The following is a 24,786-nucleotide window of genomic DNA, read 5'->3' on the forward strand; positions in this document are numbered from 1 at the left end:
CTGGCGGTCCAGCAGGATCCAGACCTCGGTCTTCTTGTAGGAATTGCGGGTCACATATCCTGCCTTGAGCAGCAGGATGCAGGCGACCATCATGGTCAGGATCGCACCGGACTTGATCGCCAGCAGCGGCTCGGCGATCAGACCGATCATCACGCACCAGATCGCCAGGGCGGCAAAGAAGCATCCGCGTCCGATCGAGTGTACTGCCATGGCCCTGATCCGCTCTTCGACCGGCTGGGGCATGACCGCTCCGTCAGAACAGACCCGGCAATGTCAGCAGGATGGCGGCGCCGAGCCAGACCAGCATCGAGGTGGTATCGGTCTCCTCGCGGCCGGTCAGCCGCTCGAAGATTCCCGCCGGCACGCCGGACAGGATCAGGGTGGAAACCGACACGATCAGCGACGTCCCGTACAGGACGGGGATCGACGTCATCGGCATGAATTCCGGCATCCAGACCGGCGCCATCAGGAAGACCAGTGGCAGCACCGGCGAGACGAACCCGTTGAGCAGGGTGACGCCGAGGACGGCGATGAACACGGTCTGCGGGTTCATGACGCGGCCTGTGTCAGGGTCGGCGCCATGCCATGGGCGGCGAAGGCGAAATGGGCCACGTAGCGGAGGGCGAACGCCCAGAAGGCCGCGATCAGCGGCAGGAAGCGCGGCCCGATGAACCGCGGCGTGATGAAACCGACCAGCCATAGGGCCCAGTTCGTCAGCATCCGGAACCAGCGGAAGATGTAGTTCGGATGGTCGGGCGGCAAGAAGGCCGTCATCAGGAAGCGTCCAACGCAGGTCCAGCCGATCAGGGCCAGGCCATAGGCAACCGCCCAGTAGGGCAGGTAATTCCAGAAGAAATCAGTGGGGGATGTCATGAAGATCCGGACAGGTGACCGCGGCAAAGAAAAACGGCGGGGGCCAGTATAAGGCCCCCGCCGCCGTCGACAAGAAGCGGTCGATCAGTGCGCGATCGCGTCTTCCGAGCGGGCAAGCTTAACTTCACCCTTCGGAACACGGATGCTGTCGATGAAGTCCTGCATTTCCTTCGTCGGTTCCTTGGTGACCATGCTGACCACCCAGGTGACGATGAAGGCCGCCGGGATGCCGAACAGGCCGCAGGAGATGTTCTTGACCCCGAACCACAGCGGCATGCCATAGAACTGGGTCATCACCAGGTAGAACACGCAGACACCGTAACCGGCGATCATGCCGAGAATGGCGCCGGTGTTGGTCGTGCGCTTCCACCAGATGCCCATCACCAGCGCCGGGAACAGACCCGAGGCGGCGATCGAGAAGGCCCAAGCCACCATCGCGAGGATGGTCGAGGGCTTCTGCGCCGCCGTGTACGCCGCGACGATAGCGACGAGGATCAGCAGCACGCGGCTGAGGATCAGGCGACGCTTGGTCGGGGCATGCGGGTCGATCATGCGGTAGTAGATGTCATGGCTGAGCGCGTTGGCGATCGCGAGCAGCAGGCCGTCAGCCGTGCTGAGCGCGGCAGCCAAACCACCCGCGGCTACCAGGCCGGCAATGACATACGGCAGGCCGGCAATCTCCGGGGTCGCCAGAACGATGGCGTCCGTATGGATACGGAACTCGGAGAGCTGCAGGATACCGTCATTGTTGCCGGTCACGCCTTTGCACATCGCGTAGCGAACGGCGGCATCCGGGCGGTCACAGGTACCGACCAGGCCGATTTCACCCCACGACTGCACCCAGGCCGGGAGCTGGTCGATGCTGGTGCCGATGACGTTCTGGTACACTTCCAGCTTGGCGAACGCCGCATAGGACGGCGCCGTGAAGTACAGCAGGAAGATGAAGAACAGGCTCCATGCCACCGACTTGCGGGCATCACGCACGCTGGGCGTGGTGAAGTAGCGCATCAGGATGTGCGGCAGGGCAGCCGTACCCACCATCAGACAGAAGATCAGGGCGAAGAAGTTCAGACCATCGGTGAAGTTGATCTCGCCCTTGGCATTGGAGAAGACCGCGGTGTGGCCCTTGACCACGCCGAGTGTCGGTTCCAGAGCCTGGATCTTCTCGATCGCCTGGCCATACATCAGCTGCGGGATCGGCACGCCGGTCACCTTGGCCGAGAGAATGACCACGGGGATCAGGTAGGCGATGATCAGGATGATGTACTGCGCCACCTGGGTCCAGGTGACCGCACGCATGCCACCCAGCATCGAGCAGACCAGAATGCCGGCCAGACCGACGAACACCGCGATCTCGAACGAGATGCCGAGGAAGCGGGAGGCGATGATGCCCACGCCGAAGATCTGCGCCGTCACATAGGCGAACGAGGCCGAGATCAGCACGATCACGCCGACGAAGCGCGCGACGTTGCCGCCATACCGGGCACCGAGGAAGTCGGGCACGGTGAACTGGCCGAACTTGCGCAGATACGGCGCCAGCAGGATCGAGACCAGCAGGTAGCCGCCCGTCCAGCCGAGCACGAAGGCGAGGCCGTCATAGCCGAGCAGGTAGAGCGAACCGGCCATGCCGATGAACGACGCCGCCGACATCCAGTCCGCGCCGGTCGCCATGCCGTTGTAGAGGGCCGGGACCTTGCGGCCGGCCACGTAGTATTCGCCCACTTCCGCGGTGCGCGAGAGAATACCGATCAGCGCGTATACGCCGATGGTGAGGAACACGAACAGATAGCCGATGACCTGGTTGGACACCCCCAGCTGTTCGAGGATGGCAAGAACGATCACGAAGGCGGCGAAGCCGCCGGTATACATGCCGTAGATCTTGCCTAGATTGGCGATAAAGCCGCCATCATCTTTGGTGCTGTTTGCCATTGCGGCGTCTCCCCCTTATTCGTCTTCGGCGACGCCGAATTCCTCGTCGATCGAGTTCTGCTTCGAGGCGAACCAGAACAGCGACACGACGAAGGCGATCAGCGAGCCCTGTGCGGCCATGTAGAAGCCGAGCGGGAAGCCGAGGATCTTGATCCCGTTCAGCTGCGGCGCGAAGAGATGGATGACGAAACCGAAGAAGAACCAGATGCCCAGCATCGTCCACATGAGGCCGGATGTTCTGGCCCAGTAGGCCTTGGCCTTGTCTGGTGATAGATCTGACATGGATGCGCTCCTGCCCCTTGTTTATGATATTCGTTACGTCCAGACCGCAGAATCACCCTGCGGAGACGCCCGGGGGCAGTATAGAAGGCCTTGAAACAACGGGCCCATTAGACCAAAGGCTAAAGATTGAACCGCCCTGTTTGTGGCAGCTTGTGATCCGGGGGACCGATTTTGTTGCGACGCACACTGGAATTCTTTTTCCCGCCTGCCGTGGCGACTCGTGCCGAGCTTGAGGCATTCGTCCGCGGCGAGGCATCCTATCTCGCCCAGAAATGCGTCATCGGCTATTGCCGCGTGAAGACCATGCAGGACTACGAGAAACTGCTGACCGAGGCAGCCTTCCGCGACGGCCTCGAGGCCTGCCGCTGGGAGGCCTATGCCGGCACGCTGGCCGACACCCTGATCCTGGTCGAGGGTCTGCTGCGGCCGGCCGGCGAACCGGCCCGGCAGCAGGTGGCCGATTCCCTCGCCGCCTTCTACGCCCCCCTGCTGGGCGATGTGCCGGCGCACCGCACGGACTGGAATGACGCCATCGCCGCCTTCGACGAACGCTTCTCCAGGACCCGGCAGGAGCCGCCGGCGCATCCGCGCAACGTGACCGACGGAACGGCGAAGGTGATCTACCGGCTGGCGCCGATCCACCCCCGCCTCAAGGGCGAGGATCTCGAAGTCGTGCGCGGCGACCTGCGCCTGCATGCCGTGGCGATGCACGCCTCCATGCTGAAGCGCTTCCGCCGCGAAGCCCTGCTGCGTGAACTGACCGCGTGACACGGGGATGATGCGGCAGCGGCTCATCACGGGTCTCGGCCGGATGATCGGCGGCATCCGCAGTACGCCGCGCCTCAGCCTGCCGGCGGAACACAGCTTCCCCGCCGACGAGCCGCTCAGCACCCTGCCGGTAACCGTCCTCGACATCGAGACCACCGGACTGAACGTGGCGCGCGACCGCCTGCTCTCGATCGGTGCGCTGCATTGCCACGGCGCCCAGCGCGAGGCGGCGCCGCCGCTCGACCTGCTGGTCCATCCGGGCGTGAAGATTCCGAAGCGCGCCACGCAGATCCACGGCATCACCGATGCCGACGTCGCCTTCGCGCCGTCCTTCGCGCTGATCTGGTCGCGTCTCCAGGCCTACTGGCAGGGCCGCGTGCTGATCGGCCACAACATCGCCTTTGATCTCGCGGTCCTGCGCCATGAGGCGGAGCGCGCCCGCCTGCCCTTCCGGCCGCCCTCCGCCGTGCTCGATGTCTGCCTGCTCTATGCCGGGCTGCGGCCACGGCGGCAGAATATCAGCCTGGAGCAGGTGGCGGAGGATCTCGGTATCACCGTCTCGGGCCGCCACCAGGCGCTCGGCGACGCCGAAGCGGCCGCCGCGATCTGGGCGCATCTGCTGCCTCCGCTCGGCAGCCGCGGCATCGCCACCCTGGGCGCGGCGCGCGACCTCATGGCGCGGCAGCGCGATCTGATCCACGGCCAGACCCGCGCCGGCTGGTCGGTCGACCTGCTGCTGGCATCATGACCGATATCGCCCCCCCGGATCTCGAACCCTACCGCCGCCGCGTGGCGAGCGTGATGCGGTCGGTGCAGGATGTTCCCGACACGGCAACGCTGACCGAGATCGCCCGGCGCATGGCGACCGAGAAGCGCGGCGCCCTGCTGGTCGCCGACCGCTTCGGCCAGCATGTCGGCATTCTCACCGAGCGCGACGTGACGCGGGCGCTGGGCGAGCATGGCGAAGCGGCGCTGCAGCTCACCGCGCGCGACATCATGACGCCGCAGGTGATCGCCATCGCCGATAACGCCTTCCTCTTCCGCGCCATCGGCCGCATGCGGCGGCTGAACCTGCGCTACCTGCCGGCCACCGACGAGACCGGCCGCTACACCGGCATGCTGTCGGCGCGCCTGCTGCTGGCACACCGCGCGCTGGAAGGCCAGATCATCGCCGACGGACTCGATGTCGCGACCAATGCCGCTGAACTCGCGCATGCCCGCACCGCCCTCCCCGAACTGGCGCGAACCCTGCTGGAGGATGGGAGCGGCGCCATCGACATCGCCGCGGTCATCAGCAGCATCTACTGCGACATCACCGCCCGCGCCGCCGCCATCGTCGAGACCCAGCTGGCGCAGGCCGGCCAGCCGGCGCCGGCGCCCTGGTGCGTGCTGGTGCTCGGCTCCGGCGGCCGCGGCGAAAGCCTGCTCAGCCCCGACCAGGACAATGCCATCATCCATGCCGGCAGCACCGAGGATGACGGCTGGTATGCCCGCGCCGGCGAAATGATGGCCGACCTGCTGAACGAGGCCGGCATCCCCTACTGCAAGGGCGGCGTGATGGCGAAGAACACCGCCTGGCGCGGCAACCAGGGCCAGTGGCGCGCGCGCGTCACCGAATGGATCCGCCGCTCCTCGCCCGAGTCTCTGCTCAACGTCGACATCTTCTACGATCTCAAGCCTGTCTTCGGCGCGCTGCGGCTGGGCGAGCATCTTCGCCGGGAGGCGCTCGCCGCCGCACGCAGCGCGCCGCTCTTCCTGCGCCTGCTGGCCGAGCAGTCGGCGCAGTTGCATCCCGCCATCGGCCTGTTCGGCCGGCTGAGGGAACAGGGCGGCCGTATCGACCTCAAGCTCGGCGGCCTGCTGCCGCTGGTCAGCGCCGCCCGCGTCATGGCCCTGCGGCTGGGCGAGCCGGCGACCAGCACCGGCAGCCGCCTGCGCGCCGTCGCCCGCGCCAGCCTGATCGGCGAGGACGACATCGTCCGGCTGATCGAGGCCCAGGGACTGATCCTCGAACTGATCCTCCGCCAGCAGATCGCCGACCTGGCAGCGGGGCAGCCGCCGGGCAGCCGGGTCGACCGGGCCATGATCCGCAGTCGCGACCTCGCACGGCTGAAGGCAGCCCTCAAGCATCTCGAGCTGCTGCCCGACATGACCCAGGCGGTGATCGCCGCGGGCACCTGATGGCGGCGATCCCGCCGCCAAACCGGAGCCAGTCCGGGTGCTAACCGGTGCTGATTCGTCCAAATTAACCGCTTCCTGCCCTTGAACCGGCTTATTCCTGCTTATTCCGACTTATCCGCGCTTATCCCGCCTTATCTCACTCCGCCGCAGCGCTGACCCGACCAGCGGCCATTCCCTTCACCCCGCCGGCGCTTCATTCATGAACCTTGACTGTTACTCAAAAAGAACATATCATGATCATATACAGTCAACAAGTAGAATATACGTTGCCCGCCTCATCCCAGGAATGTCACGGAGAATCACAGGCATGTTGCACCGCGGAATCAGAAAAACCGGCAGGCTGGAGGGAGAAAACGAATCACCTCTGGGGGAATTCAGAATGTATCCGGGCGCCGTCTTCTTCTGCCTGCTGGTCAGCCTGCAGTTCTTCATCGTGTCCGATGCCCTCGTCACCTGGCTGCGCATGGCTTGGCCGCTGGCGGCCGCCATCGGCGTCCTGCTCAGCGGCATCAGCCTCTTCGCCAGTCTGCGCATGCAGCACGCCGTGCTGCGCGGCGCCGAACAGCCGGGCTGAGTGGCCGGGCGCTTCCCGGCGCCTGTCTGGAAGCGCCTGCACCTAGAAATGTCATGCGGGCCGGTCCGCCGGCAGGCGTATGATCCGGCACATGAGCGACGCCGAAGCCCTGTTTGCGGTTTTGCGGCAGTCGGCCGATCCCGCCGCCGCCGCGGCCCTGGAAAAGCTGGTCCGGGATGGTCCGGAACCCGCGCTTAACCGTATCAACGCCCTCGCCTTTGCCGCCGCGAACGGTCTCGGCGAGGAGCGCACCATCGCCGCGCTGCTGCACGCCACGCGACTGGGCCTGTTCCAGATGTCGTGGAACGTGCTTTGTCCCGGCTGCGGCGGCATGCTTGGCGCCTATGCCAGCCTCAAGACCGTCCAGAGCGAGCAGTATCACTGCCATCTCTGCGCAGCCGGCTACGAGCCGACGCTGGACGAGATGGTTGAAGTGACCTTCACCGTCGATCCCCGCATCCGGCGCATTCCCGCGCATGTGCCACACGAGCTGCCATTTGCCGACTATTACCGGCAGATCTTCTGCAGCTCCGGCGTCGACATTCCGGAGGATCTGGAAACCCGCCTCGAGCAGATCATGCTGGACGTGGTCGAACTGCCCCCAGGCGAGAAGGCGATCCTGTCGCTGCAGCTGCCGGCCGAATTCGTGATCGTTTTCGATCCCGTCACCCATGCGACGCAATTCATCGATGTGCAGGGCGAACCGACCCGGGAGCGCCAGAGCCTCACCATGGTGCTCAACAAGCTGAGCACGCCGAACAGCACCCTGGCGATGCATCCCGGGCCGCTGCGCCTGACGCTGGAAAACGCCACCGACACGCGGGTTCTGCCGGGCGTCTGGATCGCCAACGACGCCATGCACGACATACTCGGCCGGCGGCGGCATTTCCTGACCGCCAAGCGTTTGCTGACCAACCAGACCTTCCGCGACCTCTATCGCGCCGATACGCTCGATATCGATCAGCGGCTGAAGATCGTCAGCCTCACCTTCCTGTTCACCGATCTCAAGGGTTCGACCGAACTCTACGAGCGCGTCGGCGATCTCGTTGCCTTCGACCTGGTGAAGGCGCATTTCCAGCTGCTCAACGACATCGTCGCCGAGGAATCCGGCGCGGTGGTGAAGACCATCGGCGATGCCGTGATGGCCACCTTCCCCAGCCCCGACCGCGCGCTTGCCGCAGCCCTGCGGATCCGGGAGGCGATGCGCGGCTTCAACAGCGAGCGCCAGCGCGAGGAACTGCTGCTGAAGATCGGCATCCATGAGGGCCCCTGCCTGGCCGTGATGCTGAACGACCGCCAGGACTATTTCGGTCAGACCGTGAATATCGCCGCCCGCGTCCAGCATCTCGCGATGTCGCGCGCCATCTTCGCCACCCGCCCGGTGGTCGAGGATCCGCAATCGGCGGCTCTGCTCGACGGAGCCGGCCTGACGGCGACGGCACAGCACTATGCCCTGCGCGGCCTGGCCAGCGAAATGCCGGTCTACGAAATTCCCTGATATTCCGACGGCAGGCCTGCCGACCGGCTGGAACCACAATGCAGGCCTCGGGTTTTCTGCCGGCACGCGCCCCTTCTTTCCGGCAGGCTTACCCCCCATGAATGCACCGCAGATCATCCAGCGCGCCAACATCCGTGAGGGGCGCCCGCATCCGCTCGGCGCCACCTGGGACGGGCTGGGCGTCAATTTCGCCATCTTCTCCGCCCATGCCACCCGGGTCGAACTCTGCATCTTCGACAGCGGGGGAGAACGCGAAGTCGTCCGCTACGACCTGCCGGAATACACCGACGAGGTGTGGCACGGCTACCTGCCCGACGCCCGACCCGGCACGATCTACGGCTACCGCGTCCACGGCCCCTACGAGCCGGATGCCGGGCACCGCTTCAATCCCAACAAGCTGCTGATCGATCCCTATGCGCGGCAGCTGATCGGCGAGCTGCACTGGTCGGACGAACTGTTCGGCTACACGATCGGCCATCCCGATGCCGACCTGTCCTTCGACGAACGCGACAGCGCGCCCTTCGTGCCAAAATCCATCGTTGTCGATCCGGCCTTCACCTGGGGCTCGCAGATGCGGCCGGCGCGGCTGTGGGAAGACACCATCATCTACGAGGCCCATGTGAAGGGCTTCACCAAGCTGCATCCGGGCATCCCGCCCGACCTGCGCGGCACTTTCTCCGGCGTCGGCCATCACCGCAGCGTCGACTACCTGAAGAAGCTGGGCATCACCGCCATCGAACTGCTGCCCGTGCATGCGTTCGTCAACGACCGCTACCTGATCGAGAAGGGCCTGGTGAACTACTGGGGCTACAACAGCATCGGCTTCTTCGCGCCGGAGCCCCGCTACATGGCGACGGCCTTCGGCAACGAGTTCAAGGAAATGGTCAACCATCTCCACGCCGCCAATATCGAGGTGATCCTCGATGTGGTCTACAACCACACCGCCGAGGGCAACGAGGGCGGGCCGACGCTGTCCTTCAAGGGCATCGACAACATGAGCTATTATCGCCTGATGCCCGACGAGCCGCGCTATTACATCAACGACACCGGCACCGGAAATACCGTGAACCTGAGCCATCCGCGCGTGCTGCAGATGGTCTGCGACTCCCTGCGCTACTGGGCCACCGAGATGCGGGTCGACGGCTTCCGCTTCGATCTGGCCACCATTCTCGCCCGCGAACCCTATGGCTTCGACGAAGGCGGCGGCTTTCTCGATTCCTGCCGCCAGGATCCGGTGCTCTCCAGCGTGAAGCTGATCGCCGAGCCCTGGGATATCGGCCCCGGCGGCTACCAGGTCGGCCGCTTTCCGCCCGGCTGGGCCGAGTGGAACGACAAGTACCGCGACATGATCCGCAGCTTCTGGAAAGGCGATGAGGGCCGCCTGCCGGATCTGGCAGCCCGCTTCTCGGGTTCGGCCGACCTGTTCGACGAGCGCGGGCGCAAACCCTGGGCCAGCGTCAACTTCATCACCGCCCATGACGGCTTCAACCTGAACGACCTCGTCTCCTACAACGACAAGCACAACGAGGCGAACGGCGAGGAGAACCGCGATGGGCACGACAATAACCATTCATGGAATCACGGCGTCGAGGGCCCGACCGACGATCCGGAGATCACCGAGCTGCGCGAGCGGCAGAAGCGCAACCTGCTGGCCACGCTGCTGATGTCCCACGGCACGCCGATGCTGCTGGCCGGCGATGAAATCGGCCACACGCAGCAGGGCAACAACAACGCCTACTGCCAGGACAACGAAATTACCTGGCTGAACTGGAGCGGCATGTCGCGGGAAGGCCGCCGGCTGAATGCCTTCGTGCGCAAGCTGATCGCCGTGCGCAAGGCCTACCCGATCCTGCACCGCAGCCGCTTCCTGCGCGGCGAATACAACGAGGAGCGCGACGTCAAGGACGTCACCTGGCTGACGCCGGCCGGCGACGAGATGACTCCGGAACACTGGGACGATCCGAATGCCAAGAGCCTCGGCATCCTGCTGGACGGCCGCGCACAGGCGAGCGGCATCAAGAAGCGCGGCTCGGACGCCACCCTGCTGATCCTGGTGAACGCCCATCACGATGTGGTGAATTTCACCCTGCCCTCGGTCACCGAGGGCAAGCGCTGGCTGCGGCTGATCGACACCAACGATCCTGACTGGCTGGACGAGGTGCGCTTCGATTTCGGCCATGTCTACCAGGTGACCGGCCGCTCGCTGCTGCTTTTCGTGCTGGGCCATGACCGCCTGTCGCGGCAGCAGCGCGAAGGCGTCGGAGCAATCCTGGACATCACCGAACAGCCGGATATCGACGACTGACCCTGCCGGCTTTCCCGGGGTCCGTTGATCCGCATCAAGGCGGCCGGCGCGTTGCCGTGGCCGGATGCGTCCTTCACACGGAGGGATTCATGGCAAGCGCCTACGAGATCGTTCACCGCCATGTCGAGGCGGCACTGGCTGAGGCGGAACGACACCGCGTCGCGCCCGAGACGGTGGCGAGCAACCTGCTGGCCGATGCGGTGCGGATCCTCAAGGCGCATCGCAGCCTCGACGACATCCGCTCGGAACTGACGTTCCTGATCGAAAACCTGGAAGACCGCGACTACGAGTTCATGCGACCCTGAGCCAGGGCTTCCGGCTCCGCCTCCGCCGACAGCGCCAGCGAGAACGCGAACTGCACCGCGCCGAAACCGGCCGCCGCGGAGAGCCAGAGCAGCAGAAGCGGCAGCGGCGGCACGCCGGATGCGCGGATCAGACCGGCAAGCCCCATCGCATCGCTGCCGAGCAGCAGGATCGCCGCCAGAGTCGCGAGCGCCATTCCGGCCAGCAGCGCCGCAGCGAAACGGCGCAGCGGTTGCATGAAATCGTGTCGCTCGGACATCGCGCTCTCCGTTCGTGGCATCCTCCTGCCACGACGGAACCCGCGGTCATCCTGCCTGTTCCGCTGTCACGCGCGCTAGAACAGCCGCCCCTGCCGCGCGTCCTTCTCGGGCGGCGTGAAAAGATCGCAGCGGATGCCGAGCCGCTTCTCGTTGAAGCCGAGGCGCCTGATCGCGAGGCGGAAACGCTGCGCCAGCAGCGTGGCATAGACCCCCTCGCCGCGCTGGCGTTCGCCCCATTCCGGCTCGTAATCCTTGCCGCCGCGGGTTTCCTGCACCAGCTTCATCACCTTCGAGGCGCGGTCGGGATAATGCTCCTGCAGCCACTCGCGCCAGATTTCCTTCAGCTCGAACGGCAGGCGCAGCAGCACATAGCCCGCTTCCCGCGCGCCGGCCTCGTACGCCGCTTCCAGGATGCGTTCCAGCTCCATGTCGTTGAGGCCCGGGATCATCGGAGCCGTCATCACGCCGCAGGGGATCCCGGCCTCGTTGAGCAGCCGGATCGCCTCGATCCTTCGGGGCGGCGTGGAGGCGCGCGGCTCCATCGCGCGCGCCAGCTTCCGGTCGAGCGAGGTAACCGAGAGATAGCATTTCACCAGATTGAGCCTCGCCATCTCCGACAGGATGTCGATGTCGCGGGTGATCAGGTGATTCTTGGTCACCATGGTCAGCGGATGGCGCGTCTCCAGCAGCACCTCCAGCACGCTGCGCGTGATCTTCAGGTCGCGCTCCACCGGCTGGTAGGGATCGGTATTGGTGCCCATCGCCATCGGCGCGACCCTGTAGCTCCGCGCCGCCAGTTCCCTGCGCAGCAGCGCGGCGGCATCGCGCTTCACCATGATCTGGGTCTCGAAATCCAGGCCGGGCGAGAAGCCGAGATAGGCATGGGTGGGCCGCGCGAAACAGTAGACGCAACCATGCTCGCAGCCGCGATAGGGGTTGATCGAGCGGTCGAAGGAAATATCGGGGGACTTGTTGTAGGCAATGATGCTGCGCGTCGTGTCGTTGTGCAGCACCGTGCGGAGGGCATCCGCCTGTTCCAGATTGTCCCAGCCGTCATCCTCCTTCTGGCGCCGTTCGATGTCGTAGCGGCTGCCGACATTGGTCACCGCGCCCCGGCCATGGCGGGCATCGGGATGGGCGTGATCCGCCGGAGTGGAAATCGCACGGGGAACGACTTTACGCATAAGGGCCAGGATAAGCCCTTATGGGAACTTTTCAAGAAAATATGTGATTTTAGGAATATAAGACCGGCCTAGACAAAAACGCCTGCGGGTCAGAGCTCGATATTGTACCGCACGAAGGGCGCGCGCTTGGCCAGCCGCTCGTAGAGCCGCCGGGCCGTACCGTTGAATTCCTCGGTTTGCCAATACAGAACGCCTGCGCCCTTCTTCCGGCTGATCTCGGCCACCGCCTCAATCAGGCGCCGGCCGATGCGCAGGCCGCGGGCCTCCGGCACCACGAACAGGTCCTGCAGATAGACGTTGCCGCCGGTATTCCAGGTCGATTCGTGCAGCAGATACTGCACCAGACCGAGGGCGTTGTTCTGCGCATCCACCGCCAGCAGGGCCTCGATCGGATTGGCCGGATCGAGAATGCGCTTCCAGGTGAAGTCGGTGGTCGCCTGCGGCAGGCGCTTTTCATAGAAGGCGATGTAGCCGAGCCAGAGCGGCTCCCAGCGCGCGCGGTCGTCGGCTGCAACCGGCCGGATGGTGATCTCGGTCATCGTGTCTCTCAGCTCGGTTTGCGGCGCTCGTGTTCGCGCAGGCGGGGGAAGAGTTCAACGAAATTGCAGGGCTTGTGGCGATAGTCGAGCTGGTCCTTGAGGATCATGTCCCAGGCGTCACGGCAGGCGCCGGGCGAGCCCGGCAGCGCGAAGAGATAGGTGCCGCGGGTCACCCCGGCGGTGGCGCGCGACTGGATCGTCGAGGTGCCGATCTTCTGGTAGCTGAGCATGCGGAACAGCTCGCCGAAGCCGGCGATCGCCTTCTCGTAGATGCCCTCGAAGGCTTCCGGCGTCACGTCGCGGCCGGTCACGCCGGTGCCGCCGGTGGAGAGCACGACGTCGATGCCGGGATCATCCACCCAGGCCAGCACGCGCCTGCGGATCGCCTCGATGTCGTCGGGGACGATGTCGCGTGCCGCCAGCACATGGCCGGCATCCGTCAGGCGCTCCACCAGCGTGTTGCCAGACTTGTCGTCGGCCAGCGTGCGCGTATCCGATACCGTAAGCACGGCGATGCGCACCGGCACGAAGAGGCGCCTGCCCTCGGCATCGACGTAGGATTGCGGCTGAAGCTCCGACACGGCGGCCTCCCTCACTTGCGCGCGGTCAGCGCGTCGGCGTCCTGCGAGCGGTAGAGCGGCGCCATGTTGGCCATCGCCTCGGCGCTGCTCGGATCCGGCTGGCCGATGCGGCTGCGGTAGATCCAGTAATTGGCCAGCACACGCTCCACGAAGATGCGCGTCTCGGCAAGCGGGATCGTCTCGATGAACAGCAGCGGATCCTCGGCGTGGCCGGGATTCTCGCGCAGCCATTTCTGCAGATTGCCGGGGCCGCCGTTATAGGCCGCGGCAAGATACAGCAGATTGCCGCTGATCATCGGCATCTCCAGCAGGGTCTGCAGATAGCGCTGGCCCAGCTCGATGTTGTATTCCGGCGCGAACAGCTTGTGACGGCCGCGGCGGTTGCGCAGGCTGCGGTCGCCGGCGACGCCGCTGGCGGTTTTCGGCATCAGCTGCATCAGGCCCGTGGCGCCGGCCGAACTCATGGCCCGCGCATTGAACGCGCTTTCCTGGCGCATGAAGGCGAAGACCAGCGCGCGGTCGACAATGAAGCCGCCTTCGGGCTCCCATGGCGGCAGCGGATACAGCGCGTGGTCGTGGCTTTCGCCCTTCGCATTGTACCAGGCGATGCCGATCCGCAGCGACGAGGCCGGCGCGTTCATGCGGCTGGACAGCGCCAGAAGGCCGCCCGCGAGATCGTCCGGCGACTGGGCGAAGATGCGCGTGATCTCCCGATCGGCCCGCACCGCCTCGCCCGCTTCCGACAGCGCCAGCGCGCGGCGGACCGCGGGAATCCGCGTCAGGCGCCGCAGCTCGCTTTCATCCAGCGGCGGCGGCGCCCAGGAAAAGGACGGATCTGTGCCGAGCTGCCGCAGGCTGAGCTGGCCATAGAAGGTGCGCTCCTCGCGGGCGCCGATCTCCAGCAGGCGGATCGCTTCAGAGGGCTGGCGCAGGCGCAGCTGCACGCGCGCCCCCCACCAGGCGCCGGCCGCACGATCCCAGCCCGTGGCGGTCTGCGAGAAGGCCAGATTCTCGAAATGATGCGCGGCATTGTCGTATTTGCCTAGGCGCCAGGCGGCGAGGCCTGCCACCCAGTCGGCTTCCGGCACCGCACGGCGCGAGCGCTTCGCCGCGGGGGAAGCCAGAGCGAGCGCCTTCTCGTCGTCGCCCTCCAGCACATAGAGCCAGGCAAGCCGTTGCCGCCATTCGTCATACTCCGATGCACTGACCTTGGCACGTATCTCCGGCTGCCGCAGGAAGGCCTCCGCCTGTTTCAGCCGGTCACGGCGCAGCAGCGCAGCGAATTGCCGCGCCGCCTGGCTGACGGCGCGGGCATGTTCGGGATCGCGCTCGCGTATCCTGGGCTGACGCCGCGTCGTCGCGACCAGCCCCGGATCGCCACCGTAATCGCCGAGATTGACGCCGAGCGGCGGCGGCGGGGCTTTTTCCTTGCGCCCCTTCTTGCGCATCGCAAGGCCATAGATCTCCTCGGCGCCGGGATGGTCTCGATACTGCTTCATCCAGGCCGAGAGTTCGGCGAAGGAGCTGATATAGGCGGTGGGATGCAGATAGCGCTGGTGCAGCACGTGGCCGAGCAGCAGGCGATCCTTCAGCCCCTTGATCTCGCGGTCGGCTGCCGCCCAGTCAGCCTCGGCCTGGGCCGCGAAAATCCGCTGATAACGCTCGGCATCCTCGGTTGAAAGGATCGCCGGCAGATCGCCGGCAGGCCCGGTCTGGGCGGCCGCCGGAACGGCGCTGAACAGCGCCGCGAGCAGGGCCGCGATGAGGCTGAGCTGTCGCATGGCTGCCGGGATACCCCAAAACCTTGCTGACCGACAAGCAGGAGGGAGCGCGAGGCCGCGGATCCGCTGTGGATCACTCGGGCAAGTGCTTGGGCATAAAGGCAACAATCGCCGCGGCAATCAGGCATCCCGCGGCGCAGACGACGATCGGCCAGAGATAGCTGCCGGTCGCATCGAAGGCCCAGCCGGCCAAGGTCGGGCCAAGCAGCGTGCCGAAGGCCACCGAGGTGTAGAGCACGCCGATCACCGCGGACGCCGCGCGCAGACCGAACAGGTCGATGGTATAGGCAGGAATGAGCGCGACGAAGCCGCCGTAGAACAATCCGAAAGCCAGCGCGAAGATCGCCAGCGCGGTGAAGCCGGTCGCGGTGAGCCAGTAGAGCAGCGCCACGCCGGTCATCAGGATGATCAGCGCCAGCGCCCTGCCCCGCCCCATGCGGTCGGCGATGCCGCCGAGCACAAAGCGGCCCAAGGTCGAACCGACGCCGATCAGGCCGACCAGCCAGACGCCTTCCAGCCGGCTCAGTCCCTGGTCCTGCGCATACGGCGCCAGATGCACGAAGGGTACGAAGGTGCCGAGGCAGCCGAGCCAGCCGACGGCATACAGCTTCCAGAACACCGGATGACGCAGCACGGTGCGCAGGTCCAGACCGGAGGGCGGACCGCCCGCTTTCGCGGCCGGCGCCGCGGCGCCATCGGGCTGCAGGCCCATGCTTGCCGGCGAGGCGCGCAGCAGCCAGGTCGCCAGCGCGCCGAGCAGCAGCACCGCAACGCCGAATATGACATAGGCGCCGCGCCAGCCGAATGCGCCGATGACGAGAGCGGCCAGCGGGGGCGCTGCCATGGTGCCGATGCCGATGCCCGCTACCGCCCAGCCCGATGCCTGTCCGCGCCGTGCGACGAACCAGCGCTGCACCGTGCCGATGGCCGGCACATAGGAGAACCCCACGCCGATGCCCACGCCGACGCCATAGAAGACGATTACCGCCGCGAGGCTCTGGGCGAAGCTCGCCGCGATCAGTCCGAGACCGATGCAGGCCATGCCGAAGCCGACGACCGGTCGCGGCCCGATGCGATCAGCCAGCGGGCCGCTGACGGCGCCGAGCACGAAATAGAGAAAACCGGCCGCCGAGAAAACCAGGGAGATGGTGCCGCGCGAAGCGCCGAAGGCATCGCTCAGCGGCTCGAAGAAGGCGGGAAACGTGTAGGCCGCGCCGAAGCCGGTGAACATCACGAGGAAGGCGGCCAGCACGACGATCCAGCCGTAGAACACCCCGCGGCCCGATGCGGCGGCTGCCTCGCTCATTTCAGCTCTTCGAGTTTCTCCGCCAGGGACAGCATGTCGCGCCAGGCTTCGCGCTTCACGCCGGGCTGGCGCAGCAGATAGGCGGGATGCAGCAGCGGCATGGCGGGAATGACCAGATCGCCGCGGCGGTATTCATGCCAGCGGCCGCGGATGCGGGTGATCCCCGTGGCGCCCAGCAGCGTGGCGGCGGAATGCTTGCCGGCGCAGGCGATCACCTTCGGCTGCACCAGCTCGATCAGGCGCTCGATGAACGGCCTGCAGGCGACGATCTCCTCGGCGGAGGGGTCGCGGTTGCCCGGCGGCCGCCAGAAAAGGATGTTGCTGATATAGACATTGCTCTCGTCGCGGCCGATCGCCTTCAGCATGCGGTCGAGCAGCTGGCCGCTCTCGCCGACGAACGGCAGGCCCTGCGCATCCTCGTCGCGGCCCGGCGCCTCGCCGATGATCATCAGCGGCGCCTGCGGGTTGCCGCGCGCGATGACCGTATTCGTTGCCGTGGCGCGAAGAGCGCAACCCTCGAAGGCCCTGATGGCGGCTTCCAGCTCCGGGACCGTGCGGCAGGCCCGGGCCGCCTCGCTGGCCGCCGATTCCACCGCCTGCACCGAGAGCAGCGCCTGCTGGGCCGCAGGCGCTGCCGGCGGCATGGCCATCGGGGGAACAGCCCCGCGGGCGGGCGTCGCACCGGCGGCCGGCCGCCCTGCCCCTGCGGCAACTGCTTCCGTGGCGGCAGGCGACCGGGGCGGCGGCGCCACCGTGCGGTCGACCGGCACCTCGCCGATCACCTCGTCCACGCCGGCTTCGGCATAGAAAAGCGCGATCTCGAGCAGGCTGGGCGTGGCCATGGCAGGGCTGACGTTCATCGGTCCAAAATTGGCCTTAATCTAGGCAGCATATGACTTTACGGCAGGGCGTTGCCGTTGGCTTGGCGACCATAGTCTGGTAAGCAGGCGGGCAGCGTCAAGCAGAGCGCTGACGAGACCAGCAAATAAAAAAAGACCAGCAGAGGTGCCCCGTGTCTGAGCGCGAAACGATGGAATACGACGTGGTGATCGTCGGGGCCGGCCCGTCCGGTCTGGCGGCCGCAATCCGTCTGAAGCAGCTGGCTGCCGAGCAGAACCATGACGTGTCCGTCTGCGTGATCGAAAAGGGCTCCGAAGTCGGTGCCCATATCCTGTCGGGCGCGGTGATCGACCCCGTGGCGCTGAACGAACTCATTCCGGACTGGAAGGAACGCGGCGCGCCGCTCAATACGCCGGTCACCGAGGACCGTTTCTGGATCCTGACCGAAGCCAATCACATTCCGGTGCCGAACCTGCTGATGCCGCCGCTGATGAACAATCACGGCAACTACATCGTCTCGCTCGGCAATGTCTGCCGCTGGCTGGCCAGCCAGGCGGAAGAGCTCGGCGTCGAGATCTTCCCGGGCTTCGCCGCGGCCGAAGTGCTCTACGGCGACAGGGGCGAAGTGGTCGGTGTCGCGACCGGCGACATGGGCATCGGCCGCAATGGTGAGAAGAAGGCGAGCTACACGCCGGGCGTCGAACTGCGCGCCAAGTACACGCTGATTGCCGAGGGCGTGCGCGGCTCGCTGGCGAAAGAGCTGCAGCAGAAATTCAACCTGCGCGACGGTGTCGATCCGCAGAAATTCGGCATCGGCATCAAGGAACTCTGGCAGATCGATCCGGCCAGGCACAAGCCGGGCCTGGTGATCCACACCCAGGGCTGGCCGCTGGACAGCAGGACCGGCGGCGGCAGCTTCATGTATCACCTGGAAGACAACCAGGTGGCGGTCGGCTTCGTCATCCACCTGAACTACCAGAATCCGTATCTCTCGCCCTTCGACGAATTCCAGCGCTTCAAGACGCATCCCGACATCCGGCCCTTCTTCGAGGGCGGCAAGCGCATTTCCTACGGCGCCCGTGCCATCAACGAGGGCGGCCTGCAGTCGATTCCGAAGCTGACCTTCCCCGGCGGCGCGCTGATCGGCTGCTCGGCCGGCTTCGTGAACCTGCCGCGCATCAAGGGCAGCCACAATGCGATGAAGACAGGCATGCTGGCCGCCGAGGCGGCTTTCGAAGCCCTGAAGAACGGCGCCGCCGGCGGCGACGAGCTCGTTGCCTATCCGCAGAATTTCCGCGCCTCCTGGGCGCACAAGGACCTTTACAAGGTCCGCAACGTCAAGCCGGCGCTGAAATACGGCATGTGGCTGGGCACGGTACTCGGCGGCCTGCATATGTGGCTGAACGATCTCGGCCTCGGCTTCCTCGTTGGCTGGACGTCCCGCCACGACAAGGCCGACCACGAAAGCCTCAAGCTGGCCAAGGACTGCCAGCCGATCGCCTATCCGAAGCCGGACGGGAAGATCACTTTCGACAAGCTGTCGTCGGTATTCCTGTCGAACACCAACCATGAAGAGGATCAGCCGATCCATCTTCGCCTCAAGGACCCGTCGATCCCGATCGCGGAAAACCTGCCGAAGTACGACGAGCCGGCGCAACGCTACTGCCCGGCCGGCGTCTACGAGGTTCTGCGCGACGAGGACGGCAGCAATCCGCGCTTCCAGATCAACGCGCAGAACTGCGTTCACTGCAAAACCTGCGACATCAAGGATCCGGCGCAGAACATCAACTGGACCGTCCCGGAGGGGGGCGGCGGTCCGAATTACCCCAACATGTGAGCCCATGCCCATCGACAGAGCCGCCCTCACCCGTCACCCCTTCCGCAACCTGCGTCGCCGGCTCGCGCTGGCGGTTCTGCTCGGCGCCGCCGCGGCATTGCCGCTGGCCTCCTGCGGGGCGGGCGATTCCGGCGGCTCCGCCGGCGAACGCCGCATGATGGCGGGCTTCGGCTCCGGGTCGGGCAGCTACCGGCTGAGTTCGCCTTATGGCAGCTTCCTCGCCGCGCGGCATGCGCGCGAGCTGAACGACAATACGGCCGCGGCGAATTACTACATGCGCGCGCTGAAGGAGGATGCCGACAACGCGATGCTGGCACAGGGCGCTTTCCTCGCCCTGCTGGCCGATGGCCGGGTCGCCGAGGCGGTCGCGCTGACGCCGGCGCTGCGCAGCCACAATCCGGCGGATTACCTGCCGCGCATGACGCAGGCTGCGGCACAGATGCTGGCGCGCGACTACGACGGCGTGCTGAAGCTGGTTGCCGATGGCCCGAGCGGCGGCATCCATGCAGCCTTCAACCCGCTGCTGGCGGCCTTCGCCCATGCCGGCAAGAACGAGGGCGATGCGGCGCTTGCCCAGCTGCAGAAGCTGGAACGCCATCCGCTGCTCGCCGGCGTGCATGCCCATCTCAAGCCGCTGCTGCTCGACCTGCTGAACCGGCCGGAGGATGCCGATGCGGCCTATCGCGACGCCATCGAGGGTCGCGACCGCGCCGGCACCCGGCTGGTGGAAGCCTATGCGCGGTTCCTCGAACGCCAGAACCGCCGCGATGACGCCAGGCAGCTGATCGCCGAGCAGCTGGAGCAGAATCCCGACAATCCCGTACTGATGCATGCCGCGCGCCGTCTCGAGGCGAACAGCAGCCAGCCCGCCGAGCCGCTGCTCGGCAATGCCGTCGATGGCTTGGCGGAAGCGATGTTCGCCTCGGCCTCCGCCATGGGTCGGTCGGATGGCGGCGAACTGGCCGAAGTGCATCTGCAGCTTGCGCTGTTCCTTCGCCCCGATCTCGACGAGGCACGCATGCTGCTCGGCGATATCTACGAGAGCCGCGAGCGCTGGGAAGAAGCGCTGACGATGTATTCGAAGGTATCGGCGGCGTCTGCCTATGCGGAAAGCGCGCAGTTGCGCAGCGCCTGGTCGATCAACGAACTCGGCCGCACCGACGAGGCGATCCGGATCCTGCGCAACATGGCGAAGGCGGACCCGAAATCGCCGCGGCCGCTGCTGACCCTGGCCGACCTGCACCGTTCGGCGGAACGCTGGTCCGACGCGGTGAAGGAGTATACCGCCGCGCTGGAGCGGATTCCGAAGCATGAGGCACGGCACTGGCCGATCTTCTTCGGCCGCGGCGTTTCCCACGAGCGCTCGAAGAACTGGGACAAGGCCGAAGCCGACATGCTGAAGGCGCTGGAGCTGCAGCCAGATCAGCCGCTGGTGCTGAACTATCTCGGCTATTCCTGGGTCGACATGAACCGCAACCTGGAGCGCGGCACGAAAATGATCGAACGCGCCGTGGCGCTGCGCCCCAATGACGGCGCCATCGTCGACAGCCTCGGCTGGGCGCTGTACCGCCAGGGCCGCTACGACGAGGCCGTGGTGCAGCTGGAGCGCGCTGTCGAGCTGAAGGGCGGCGATCCGGTGATCACCGACCATCTCGGCGATGCCTACTGGAAGGTCGGCCGGCGCGAGGAAGCCCGCTTCCAGTGGCGGCGCGCGCTGGGCCTCAAGCCCGAGCAGGAACTCGCCATCCAGGTCCAGCGCAAGCTGGACAACGGCCTCGATCCGCTGGCGAAGAACTGACGCATGACGGTCCGGCTGCCATGAGTGCGGCGCCGCTGACCCGGCTGGCGCCGGCCAAGATCAATCTGTTCCTGCATGTCACCGGCCGGCGCGCCGCGGGCAGCAGCCATGCCGGCTATCACGAACTCGAAAGCCTGGTGGTTTTCGCGCGCGACGAGGCGGCCTGCGACAGCATCTCGGTTGTCGCCGCGGACAGCCTGTCTCTGGCCCTGCAGGGCCCGCAGGCCGCGGCGCTGCAGGCGGCCTCGCAGCAGGACGGCACCGACAATCTGGTAATGCGGGCCGCGCACCTGCTGCAGCCGCTGGCGGCCGCCACGCAAACCGGCGCGGAAATCACGCTGGCCAAGTCTCTGCCGGTCGCCTCGGGGATCGGTGGCGGCTCGAGCGACGCGGCCGCCGCCCTCCATGCGCTGCGCGCCCTGTGGAATATCGCCATCGATGACGATGCGCTGACGCAGCTCTCACTCCAGCTCGGTGCCGACCTGCCGGTCTGCCTCGCCGGCCGCGCCGCCGTGATGAGCGGTATCGGCGAAACCATCGCGCCGGCGCCGGACCTGCCGCCCTTCTGGCTGGTGCTCGCCAATCCCGGCGTGGCCCTGGCCAGCCGCGAGGTTTTCTCCGCACTGGCCGGGCAATTCGGACCGGCGATGCCGCTGGAGCGCAGGCCCGACAGCGCGGCCGATCTTGCCATCCTGCTGCGCGCGCGACGCAACGATCTGGAAGCGCCGGCACGCTATCTGGTGCCGGAAATCGATCCGGTGCTGGCGGCCCTGCGGGCGCAGGCCGGATGCCTGCTCAGCCGCCTTTCCGGTTCCGGCGCCACCTGCTTCGGGCTGTTTGCCAGCAAGAGAGAAGCCGATTTCGCCGCCCGCAACCTGAGCCGCGCCTATCCGAAATGGTGGGTTGCCGCCACGGCCGCCGGGTAGCCGCTGGGACTGGCATTTGTAAACGGCTGCGATTATTGTCCGGCCCCGTCGCAGGCCCCTCGCGGGCTGCTGCTGCTGGGGCGTAGCCAAGCGGTAAGGCAGCGGTTTTTGGTACCGCCATGCGAAGGTTCGAATCCTTCCGCCCCAGCCATTTCCGCCTTCAGATCCGCCGGATTTTTCAGGATGATGACGAGCGGTTGCCGTCAAGGCAGCCGCGCAGCGTCGCGGCGAGATCGGCCACGCGGAAGGGCTTCTGCAGGATCGGCGCATCCGCCGCCGCCGCCTTCATCGCCGCCTGATCGGCATAGCCGGTGACGAAGATGACCGGAAGATCCGGTCGCCGCGACCGGACCGCCTGGGCGACTTCCGCGCCGTTCAGCCCCGGCATGGCGTAATCGAGGAGAACGAGATCGGGCGCCGCCTCGGCAAGCATGGCCAGGCCGCTCTCGCCGTCGCTCGCTCCCAGCGTTTCGTAGCCCAGCGCGTCCAGGGACTCGAGCAGGAAGGTGCGTACATCCTGGTCGTCATCGATGACGAGGATTCTCCCCCTTCCGCCATCGGTTGCGGGCGTGGGAGAGCGCTCGACCGTCTGCGCCGCCTCGCCCTTCGCCACGGGCAGCAGCAGACACACCCGGGTACCACGCCCAAGACTGCTTTCGATCCGCGCCGTACCGCCGGCCTGCCGCACGAAACCGAAGACCTGGCTGAGGCCGAGCCCGGTGCCCTTGCCGATCTCCTTGGTCGTGAAGAACGGATCGAAGGCCCGGCTGCGGACGCCGGGCGACATGCCGATGCCGGTATCGGCAATGGCAATCTCGACATACTCCCCGGCCGCAAGCTCCCCGTCGCCGGAAATCCGGACCCGCCGGGTCGAGATGTCGAGATCACCGCCTTCGGGCATCGCGTCGCGCGCGTTGATCACGAGATTGAGCATCGCGGCCTCCAGCTGGTTGGCATCGCCCATGACCGGCGGCAGCTTCTCGTCCAGCCTGACGCGCAGGGAAATCGTCGGGCCGGCCGAACGGTCCAGCAGATCGTCCATGCCCCTGAGCTGCGCGTTCACGTCGACCGGGCGAAGGGCCAGCTTCTGGCTGCGCGAGAAGGCCAGCATCTGGCCGGTCAGCCTGGCGCCGCGCTCGGTTGCGCGGATGGCATTCTGCGCCAGGCGCCTGATGCGCTCGTCGGTCACCCGGCGCTGAATGATTTCGAGATTGCCCAGCACCGCGGTGAGAAGATTGTTGAAATCATGGGCGATGCCGCCGGTGAGCTGGCCCATCGCCTCCATCTTCTGGCTCTGCCGCAGACTCTCCTCGGTTTTCCGCCGCTCGGTGGTGTCGGAGGCCTCGGCCACGATGGCCACGACATTGCCGCGCTCGTTCCGGACCGGCCGCAGCGAGAAATCGAACGAGCGCTGCCCGAGCGGAAGATTGAGGTGAAGCTCGTGATGCACGCTGTCGCCCGCGGCCGCCAGAGTGCAGGCTGACCGGATCATCTCGGGCACGCCCGGCGTTGCGGTGAACCAGGGCGTGGTCCAGAAGGGCTGGCCCAGAACGTCCTCCCGCTGCACCGAGATGCTTTCCAGCGACGCCCGGTTGGTGTCGAGCAGGATGCCTTCGGGCGAGAGCAGGCCCTGATACTGAAAGGTCGTTTCGATGATGGAGCGGATGCGCGCCTCGTTCAGCCGGAGATCCCGGGTACGCTCGGCCACCTGGGCCTCCAAGGTTTCGTTCAGGCGCTGCAGGGCCTGCTCGCTGTTCCGCCGGTCGGTGATGTCGAGCACGGCACCGACATGACCGAGATAGGCGCCGTTCTCGTCGAAGCGCGGATTGGCGGCATCGATGGCATAGGCATAGCTGCCGTCGGCGCGGCGCAGGCGGTATTCGATGCGGAACGGGCGCCGTTCCCTCAACCCCGCCTGGGCAATCTCGTCCGTTCTCTGGCGATCCTCGGGGTGGGTGGCATCCAGCCAGCCGAACCCCTCGGCTTCCGCCACCGTCTGCCCGGTGAACTCGTACCAGTTCCGGTTCAGGTAGGTGCAGTAGCCGGTGGCGTCGGTGGCCCAGATCATCACCGGCACCGTGTCGGCCATGCTGCGGAAGCGCGCCTCGCTTTCGCGCAGGGCCGCTTCGCTGTTCTTCCGTTCGGTGATATCGCGGAAATAGACCGACATTCCGCCGTCCGACGAGGGATAGATATTCACTTCGATCCAGCGCTGCCGGGTCGGCGATATGGTCTCGAAATGCGCGGCCTGACGCGTCCGGGCGACCTGCAGATGCGCATCATACGCCGCGCTGCCCACCGCATCGGGAAATTCCGTCCAGTAGACCCTGCCGAGCAGCTCCTCGCGCCGCCGCCCCCAGAGCTGCTCGGCCTTCCGGTTGATGTAGGTGAAGCGCCAGTCGCGATCGACCGTATAGAAAGCATCGCTGATGCTTTCGAGGATCTCGATGCTGCGCTCGCTCGCCGAGCGCAGCGCGGCCTCGGCCAGAACCCTGCCCGTGGTCTCGATGCCGGCGCAGAAAATGCCCGCAATGCAGCCGTCCTCGTCGCGTACCGGCGAGTAGGAAAAGGAATACCAGGTATCTTCGGGAAAGCCGTTGCGCTCCATCACGAGATGGAGATTTTCCGACCACGTCGCCTCGCCTCCCAGGGCGCGCTCGACCAGCGGCAGAAGATCATCCCAGATCTCAGGCCACACATTCCGGAAGGGCCGCCCTAGAGCCTGCGGATGCCTGGCACCCAGGATCGGCCGGTAGCTGTCATTGTACAGGAAGGTCAGCTCCGGCCCCCAGGCGAGGAACATGGGATGCCGCGAACTGATCATCAGCTCGGTGACGGTGCGGAGCACGCGCGGCCAGCTTTCCGGCGGTCCGACCGCCGAGCCGTGCCAGTCGTGCTCGCGCAGCCGGCGCCCCATCTCGCCACCACCGGCAAGGCTGCCAGCCGCAGTCTGTGATGGCGATGTCCCGGCCGGTTCCGACGTCAAGGCAAAATTCCTTCTGCGGGTCGCATGGCAGCAGG

The 24,786-nt window shown here is 66.3% G+C and carries 23 protein-coding genes and 1 tRNA gene; 11 read left to right on the top strand and 13 right to left on the bottom strand.

The window, feature by feature from the left end; genetic code table 11:
* The 5 genes from VKZ87_RS00635 to VKZ87_RS00655 all read right to left on the bottom strand — a co-directional run.
* Positions 1-243 (bottom strand): hypothetical protein (locus VKZ87_RS00635; protein ID WP_324219298.1); only part of this gene is annotated, 243 nt, incomplete at its 3' end.
* Between the two features lie 10 nt (positions 244-253).
* Positions 254-553 carry a hypothetical protein gene (locus VKZ87_RS00640; protein ID WP_324219299.1) on the bottom strand — a complete coding sequence of 100 codons (300 nt, stop codon included), beginning with the start codon at positions 551-553 and terminating at the stop codon, positions 254-256.
* Complete coding sequence (locus VKZ87_RS00645; RefSeq protein WP_324219300.1) at positions 550-873, bottom strand: hypothetical protein; 324 nt, start codon at positions 871-873, stop codon at positions 550-552. The genes VKZ87_RS00640 and VKZ87_RS00645 overlap by 4 nt, the downstream gene beginning before the upstream one ends.
* An 84-nt stretch (positions 874-957) precedes the next feature.
* Positions 958-2,802, bottom strand: a complete 1,845-nt coding sequence (locus VKZ87_RS00650; RefSeq protein ID WP_324219301.1) for a sodium:solute symporter family protein — start codon at positions 2,800-2,802, stop codon at positions 958-960.
* 15 nt (positions 2,803-2,817) lie between these two features.
* Positions 2,818-3,084, bottom strand: coding sequence for a DUF4212 domain-containing protein (locus tag VKZ87_RS00655; protein WP_324219302.1), 267 nt, complete (start codon positions 3,082-3,084; stop codon positions 2,818-2,820).
* Positions 3,085-3,255: 171 nt separating this feature from the next.
* Between VKZ87_RS00655 and VKZ87_RS00660 the strand changes: the two genes are divergently transcribed.
* The 7 genes from VKZ87_RS00660 to VKZ87_RS00690 all read left to right on the top strand — a co-directional run bounded on the left by VKZ87_RS00660 (position 3,256) and on the right by VKZ87_RS00690 (position 10,715).
* Entirely contained in the window at positions 3,256-3,852 is a 597-nt protein-coding gene (locus tag VKZ87_RS00660; RefSeq protein ID WP_324219303.1) for a hypothetical protein, read from the top strand.
* A gap of 7 nt (positions 3,853-3,859) precedes the next feature.
* Positions 3,860-4,600, top strand: a complete 741-nt coding sequence (locus VKZ87_RS00665) for a 3'-5' exonuclease (RefSeq protein ID WP_324219304.1) — start codon at positions 3,860-3,862, stop codon at positions 4,598-4,600.
* Entirely contained in the window at positions 4,597-6,033 is a 1,437-nt protein-coding gene (locus VKZ87_RS00670) for a DUF294 nucleotidyltransferase-like domain-containing protein (protein ID WP_324219305.1), read from the top strand. Before VKZ87_RS00665 ends, VKZ87_RS00670 begins: the two co-directional genes overlap by 4 nt.
* 379 nt (positions 6,034-6,412) lie before the next feature.
* Positions 6,413-6,607 carry a hypothetical protein gene (locus VKZ87_RS00675; protein WP_324219306.1) on the top strand — a complete coding sequence of 65 codons (195 nt, stop codon included), beginning with the start codon at positions 6,413-6,415 and terminating at the stop codon, positions 6,605-6,607.
* 91 nt (positions 6,608-6,698) lie between these two features.
* Positions 6,699-8,105 carry an adenylate/guanylate cyclase domain-containing protein gene (locus tag VKZ87_RS00680; RefSeq protein WP_324219307.1) on the top strand — a complete coding sequence of 469 codons (1,407 nt, stop codon included), beginning with the start codon at positions 6,699-6,701 and terminating at the stop codon, positions 8,103-8,105.
* Positions 8,106-8,202: 97 nt separating this feature from the next.
* Positions 8,203-10,410 (top strand): glycogen debranching protein GlgX, encoded by a 2,208-nt coding sequence (glgX, locus tag VKZ87_RS00685; protein ID WP_324219308.1) that lies wholly within the window; start codon positions 8,203-8,205, stop codon positions 10,408-10,410.
* An 89-nt stretch (positions 10,411-10,499) separates the two neighbouring features.
* Positions 10,500-10,715, top strand: coding sequence for a hypothetical protein (locus VKZ87_RS00690; RefSeq protein WP_324219309.1), 216 nt, complete (start codon positions 10,500-10,502; stop codon positions 10,713-10,715).
* On the opposite strand, the gene VKZ87_RS00695 is transcribed toward VKZ87_RS00690, so the two are convergent.
* The 7 genes from VKZ87_RS00695 to VKZ87_RS00725 all read right to left on the bottom strand — a co-directional run bounded on the left by VKZ87_RS00695 (position 10,694) and on the right by VKZ87_RS00725 (position 17,224).
* Positions 10,694-10,972, bottom strand: a complete 279-nt coding sequence (locus VKZ87_RS00695; RefSeq protein ID WP_324219310.1) for a hypothetical protein — start codon at positions 10,970-10,972, stop codon at positions 10,694-10,696. The genes VKZ87_RS00690 and VKZ87_RS00695 overlap by 22 nt on opposite strands.
* Before the next feature lie 75 nt (positions 10,973-11,047).
* A complete protein-coding gene (locus tag VKZ87_RS00700) occupies positions 11,048-12,157 on the bottom strand; it encodes a PA0069 family radical SAM protein (protein ID WP_324219311.1) in 1,110 nt (369 codons plus the stop codon).
* Positions 12,158-12,246: 89 nt separating this feature from the next.
* Positions 12,247-12,696 carry a GNAT family N-acetyltransferase gene (locus tag VKZ87_RS00705; RefSeq protein ID WP_324219312.1) on the bottom strand — a complete coding sequence of 150 codons (450 nt, stop codon included), beginning with the start codon at positions 12,694-12,696 and terminating at the stop codon, positions 12,247-12,249.
* An 8-nt stretch (positions 12,697-12,704) separates the two neighbouring features.
* On the bottom strand, positions 12,705-13,277 hold the full coding sequence (gene moaB, locus VKZ87_RS00710) for a molybdenum cofactor biosynthesis protein B (RefSeq protein WP_324219313.1): 573 nt from the start codon (positions 13,275-13,277) through the stop codon (positions 12,705-12,707).
* An 11-nt stretch (positions 13,278-13,288) separates the two neighbouring features.
* The gene (locus tag VKZ87_RS00715; protein ID WP_324219314.1) at positions 13,289-15,058 is read right to left on the bottom strand and encodes a lytic transglycosylase domain-containing protein; all 1,770 of its coding nucleotides are present in this window, start codon (positions 15,056-15,058) and stop codon (positions 13,289-13,291) included.
* 73 nt (positions 15,059-15,131) lie between these two features.
* Complete coding sequence (locus VKZ87_RS00720; protein WP_324219315.1) at positions 15,132-16,364, bottom strand: MFS transporter; 1,233 nt, start codon at positions 16,362-16,364, stop codon at positions 15,132-15,134.
* Positions 16,361-17,224, bottom strand: a complete 864-nt coding sequence (locus VKZ87_RS00725; protein ID WP_324219316.1) for a uracil-DNA glycosylase — start codon at positions 17,222-17,224, stop codon at positions 16,361-16,363. The genes VKZ87_RS00720 and VKZ87_RS00725 overlap by 4 nt, the downstream gene beginning before the upstream one ends.
* Before the next feature lie 170 nt (positions 17,225-17,394).
* On the opposite strand from VKZ87_RS00725, the gene VKZ87_RS00730 reads away from it, so the two are divergent.
* The 4 genes from VKZ87_RS00730 to VKZ87_RS00745 all read left to right on the top strand — a co-directional run bounded on the left by VKZ87_RS00730 (position 17,395) and on the right by VKZ87_RS00745 (position 21,916).
* On the top strand, positions 17,395-19,041 hold the full coding sequence (locus VKZ87_RS00730; protein WP_324219346.1) for an electron transfer flavoprotein-ubiquinone oxidoreductase: 1,647 nt from the start codon (positions 17,395-17,397) through the stop codon (positions 19,039-19,041).
* Between the two features lie 4 nt (positions 19,042-19,045).
* Positions 19,046-20,839: a tetratricopeptide repeat protein gene (locus VKZ87_RS00735; protein WP_324219317.1), complete on the top strand. Its 1,794-nt coding sequence runs from the start codon at positions 19,046-19,048 to the stop codon at positions 20,837-20,839.
* A complete protein-coding gene (locus tag VKZ87_RS00740; RefSeq protein WP_414655609.1) occupies positions 20,836-21,765 on the top strand; it encodes a 4-(cytidine 5'-diphospho)-2-C-methyl-D-erythritol kinase in 930 nt (309 codons plus the stop codon). The genes VKZ87_RS00735 and VKZ87_RS00740 overlap by 4 nt, the downstream gene beginning before the upstream one ends.
* A gap of 76 nt (positions 21,766-21,841) precedes the next feature.
* Positions 21,842-21,916: transfer RNA gene (locus VKZ87_RS00745), tRNA-Gln, on the top strand.
* A 27-nt stretch (positions 21,917-21,943) separates the two neighbouring features.
* Here the strand turns inward: VKZ87_RS00745 and VKZ87_RS00750 are convergent.
* The gene (locus VKZ87_RS00750; protein ID WP_324219319.1) at positions 21,944-24,751 is read right to left on the bottom strand and encodes a PAS domain S-box protein; all 2,808 of its coding nucleotides are present in this window, start codon (positions 24,749-24,751) and stop codon (positions 21,944-21,946) included.
* Between the last annotated feature and the right edge of the window lie 35 nt (positions 24,752-24,786).

Origin of the sequence: Ferrovibrio sp., assembly GCF_035304305.1 — a bacterium.
Classification (GTDB): Bacteria; Pseudomonadota; Alphaproteobacteria; order Ferrovibrionales; family Ferrovibrionaceae; genus Ferrovibrio.

What these genes read in the sequence shown, in the direction of transcription:
- VKZ87_RS00640 (WP_324219299.1), bottom strand. Translation starts at nt 553, where the DNA reads ATGAACCCGCAGACCGTGTTCATCGCCGTCCTCGGCGTCACCCTGCTC.
- VKZ87_RS00645 (WP_324219300.1), bottom strand. Translation starts at nt 873, where the DNA reads ATGACATCCCCCACTGATTTCTTCTGGAATTACCTGCCCTACTGGGCG.
- VKZ87_RS00650 (WP_324219301.1), bottom strand. Translation starts at nt 2,802, where the DNA reads ATGGCAAACAGCACCAAAGATGATGGCGGCTTTATCGCCAATCTAGGC.
- VKZ87_RS00655 (WP_324219302.1), bottom strand. Translation starts at nt 3,084, where the DNA reads ATGTCAGATCTATCACCAGACAAGGCCAAGGCCTACTGGGCCAGAACA.
- VKZ87_RS00665 (WP_324219304.1), top strand. Translation starts at nt 3,860, where the DNA reads ATGATGCGGCAGCGGCTCATCACGGGTCTCGGCCGGATGATCGGCGGC.
- VKZ87_RS00670 (WP_324219305.1), top strand. Translation starts at nt 4,597, where the DNA reads ATGACCGATATCGCCCCCCCGGATCTCGAACCCTACCGCCGCCGCGTG.
- VKZ87_RS00675 (WP_324219306.1), top strand. Translation starts at nt 6,413, where the DNA reads ATGTATCCGGGCGCCGTCTTCTTCTGCCTGCTGGTCAGCCTGCAGTTC.
- VKZ87_RS00680 (WP_324219307.1), top strand. Translation starts at nt 6,699, where the DNA reads ATGAGCGACGCCGAAGCCCTGTTTGCGGTTTTGCGGCAGTCGGCCGAT.
- glgX (WP_324219308.1), top strand. Translation starts at nt 8,203, where the DNA reads ATGAATGCACCGCAGATCATCCAGCGCGCCAACATCCGTGAGGGGCGC.
- VKZ87_RS00690 (WP_324219309.1), top strand. Translation starts at nt 10,500, where the DNA reads ATGGCAAGCGCCTACGAGATCGTTCACCGCCATGTCGAGGCGGCACTG.
- VKZ87_RS00695 (WP_324219310.1), bottom strand. Translation starts at nt 10,972, where the DNA reads ATGTCCGAGCGACACGATTTCATGCAACCGCTGCGCCGTTTCGCTGCG.
- VKZ87_RS00700 (WP_324219311.1), bottom strand. Translation starts at nt 12,157, where the DNA reads ATGCGTAAAGTCGTTCCCCGTGCGATTTCCACTCCGGCGGATCACGCC.
- VKZ87_RS00705 (WP_324219312.1), bottom strand. Translation starts at nt 12,696, where the DNA reads ATGACCGAGATCACCATCCGGCCGGTTGCAGCCGACGACCGCGCGCGC.
- VKZ87_RS00715 (WP_324219314.1), bottom strand. Translation starts at nt 15,058, where the DNA reads ATGCGACAGCTCAGCCTCATCGCGGCCCTGCTCGCGGCGCTGTTCAGC.
- VKZ87_RS00720 (WP_324219315.1), bottom strand. Translation starts at nt 16,364, where the DNA reads ATGAGCGAGGCAGCCGCCGCATCGGGCCGCGGGGTGTTCTACGGCTGG.
- VKZ87_RS00725 (WP_324219316.1), bottom strand. Translation starts at nt 17,224, where the DNA reads ATGAACGTCAGCCCTGCCATGGCCACGCCCAGCCTGCTCGAGATCGCG.
- VKZ87_RS00730 (WP_324219346.1), top strand. Translation starts at nt 17,395, where the DNA reads ATGGAATACGACGTGGTGATCGTCGGGGCCGGCCCGTCCGGTCTGGCG.
- VKZ87_RS00735 (WP_324219317.1), top strand. Translation starts at nt 19,046, where the DNA reads ATGCCCATCGACAGAGCCGCCCTCACCCGTCACCCCTTCCGCAACCTG.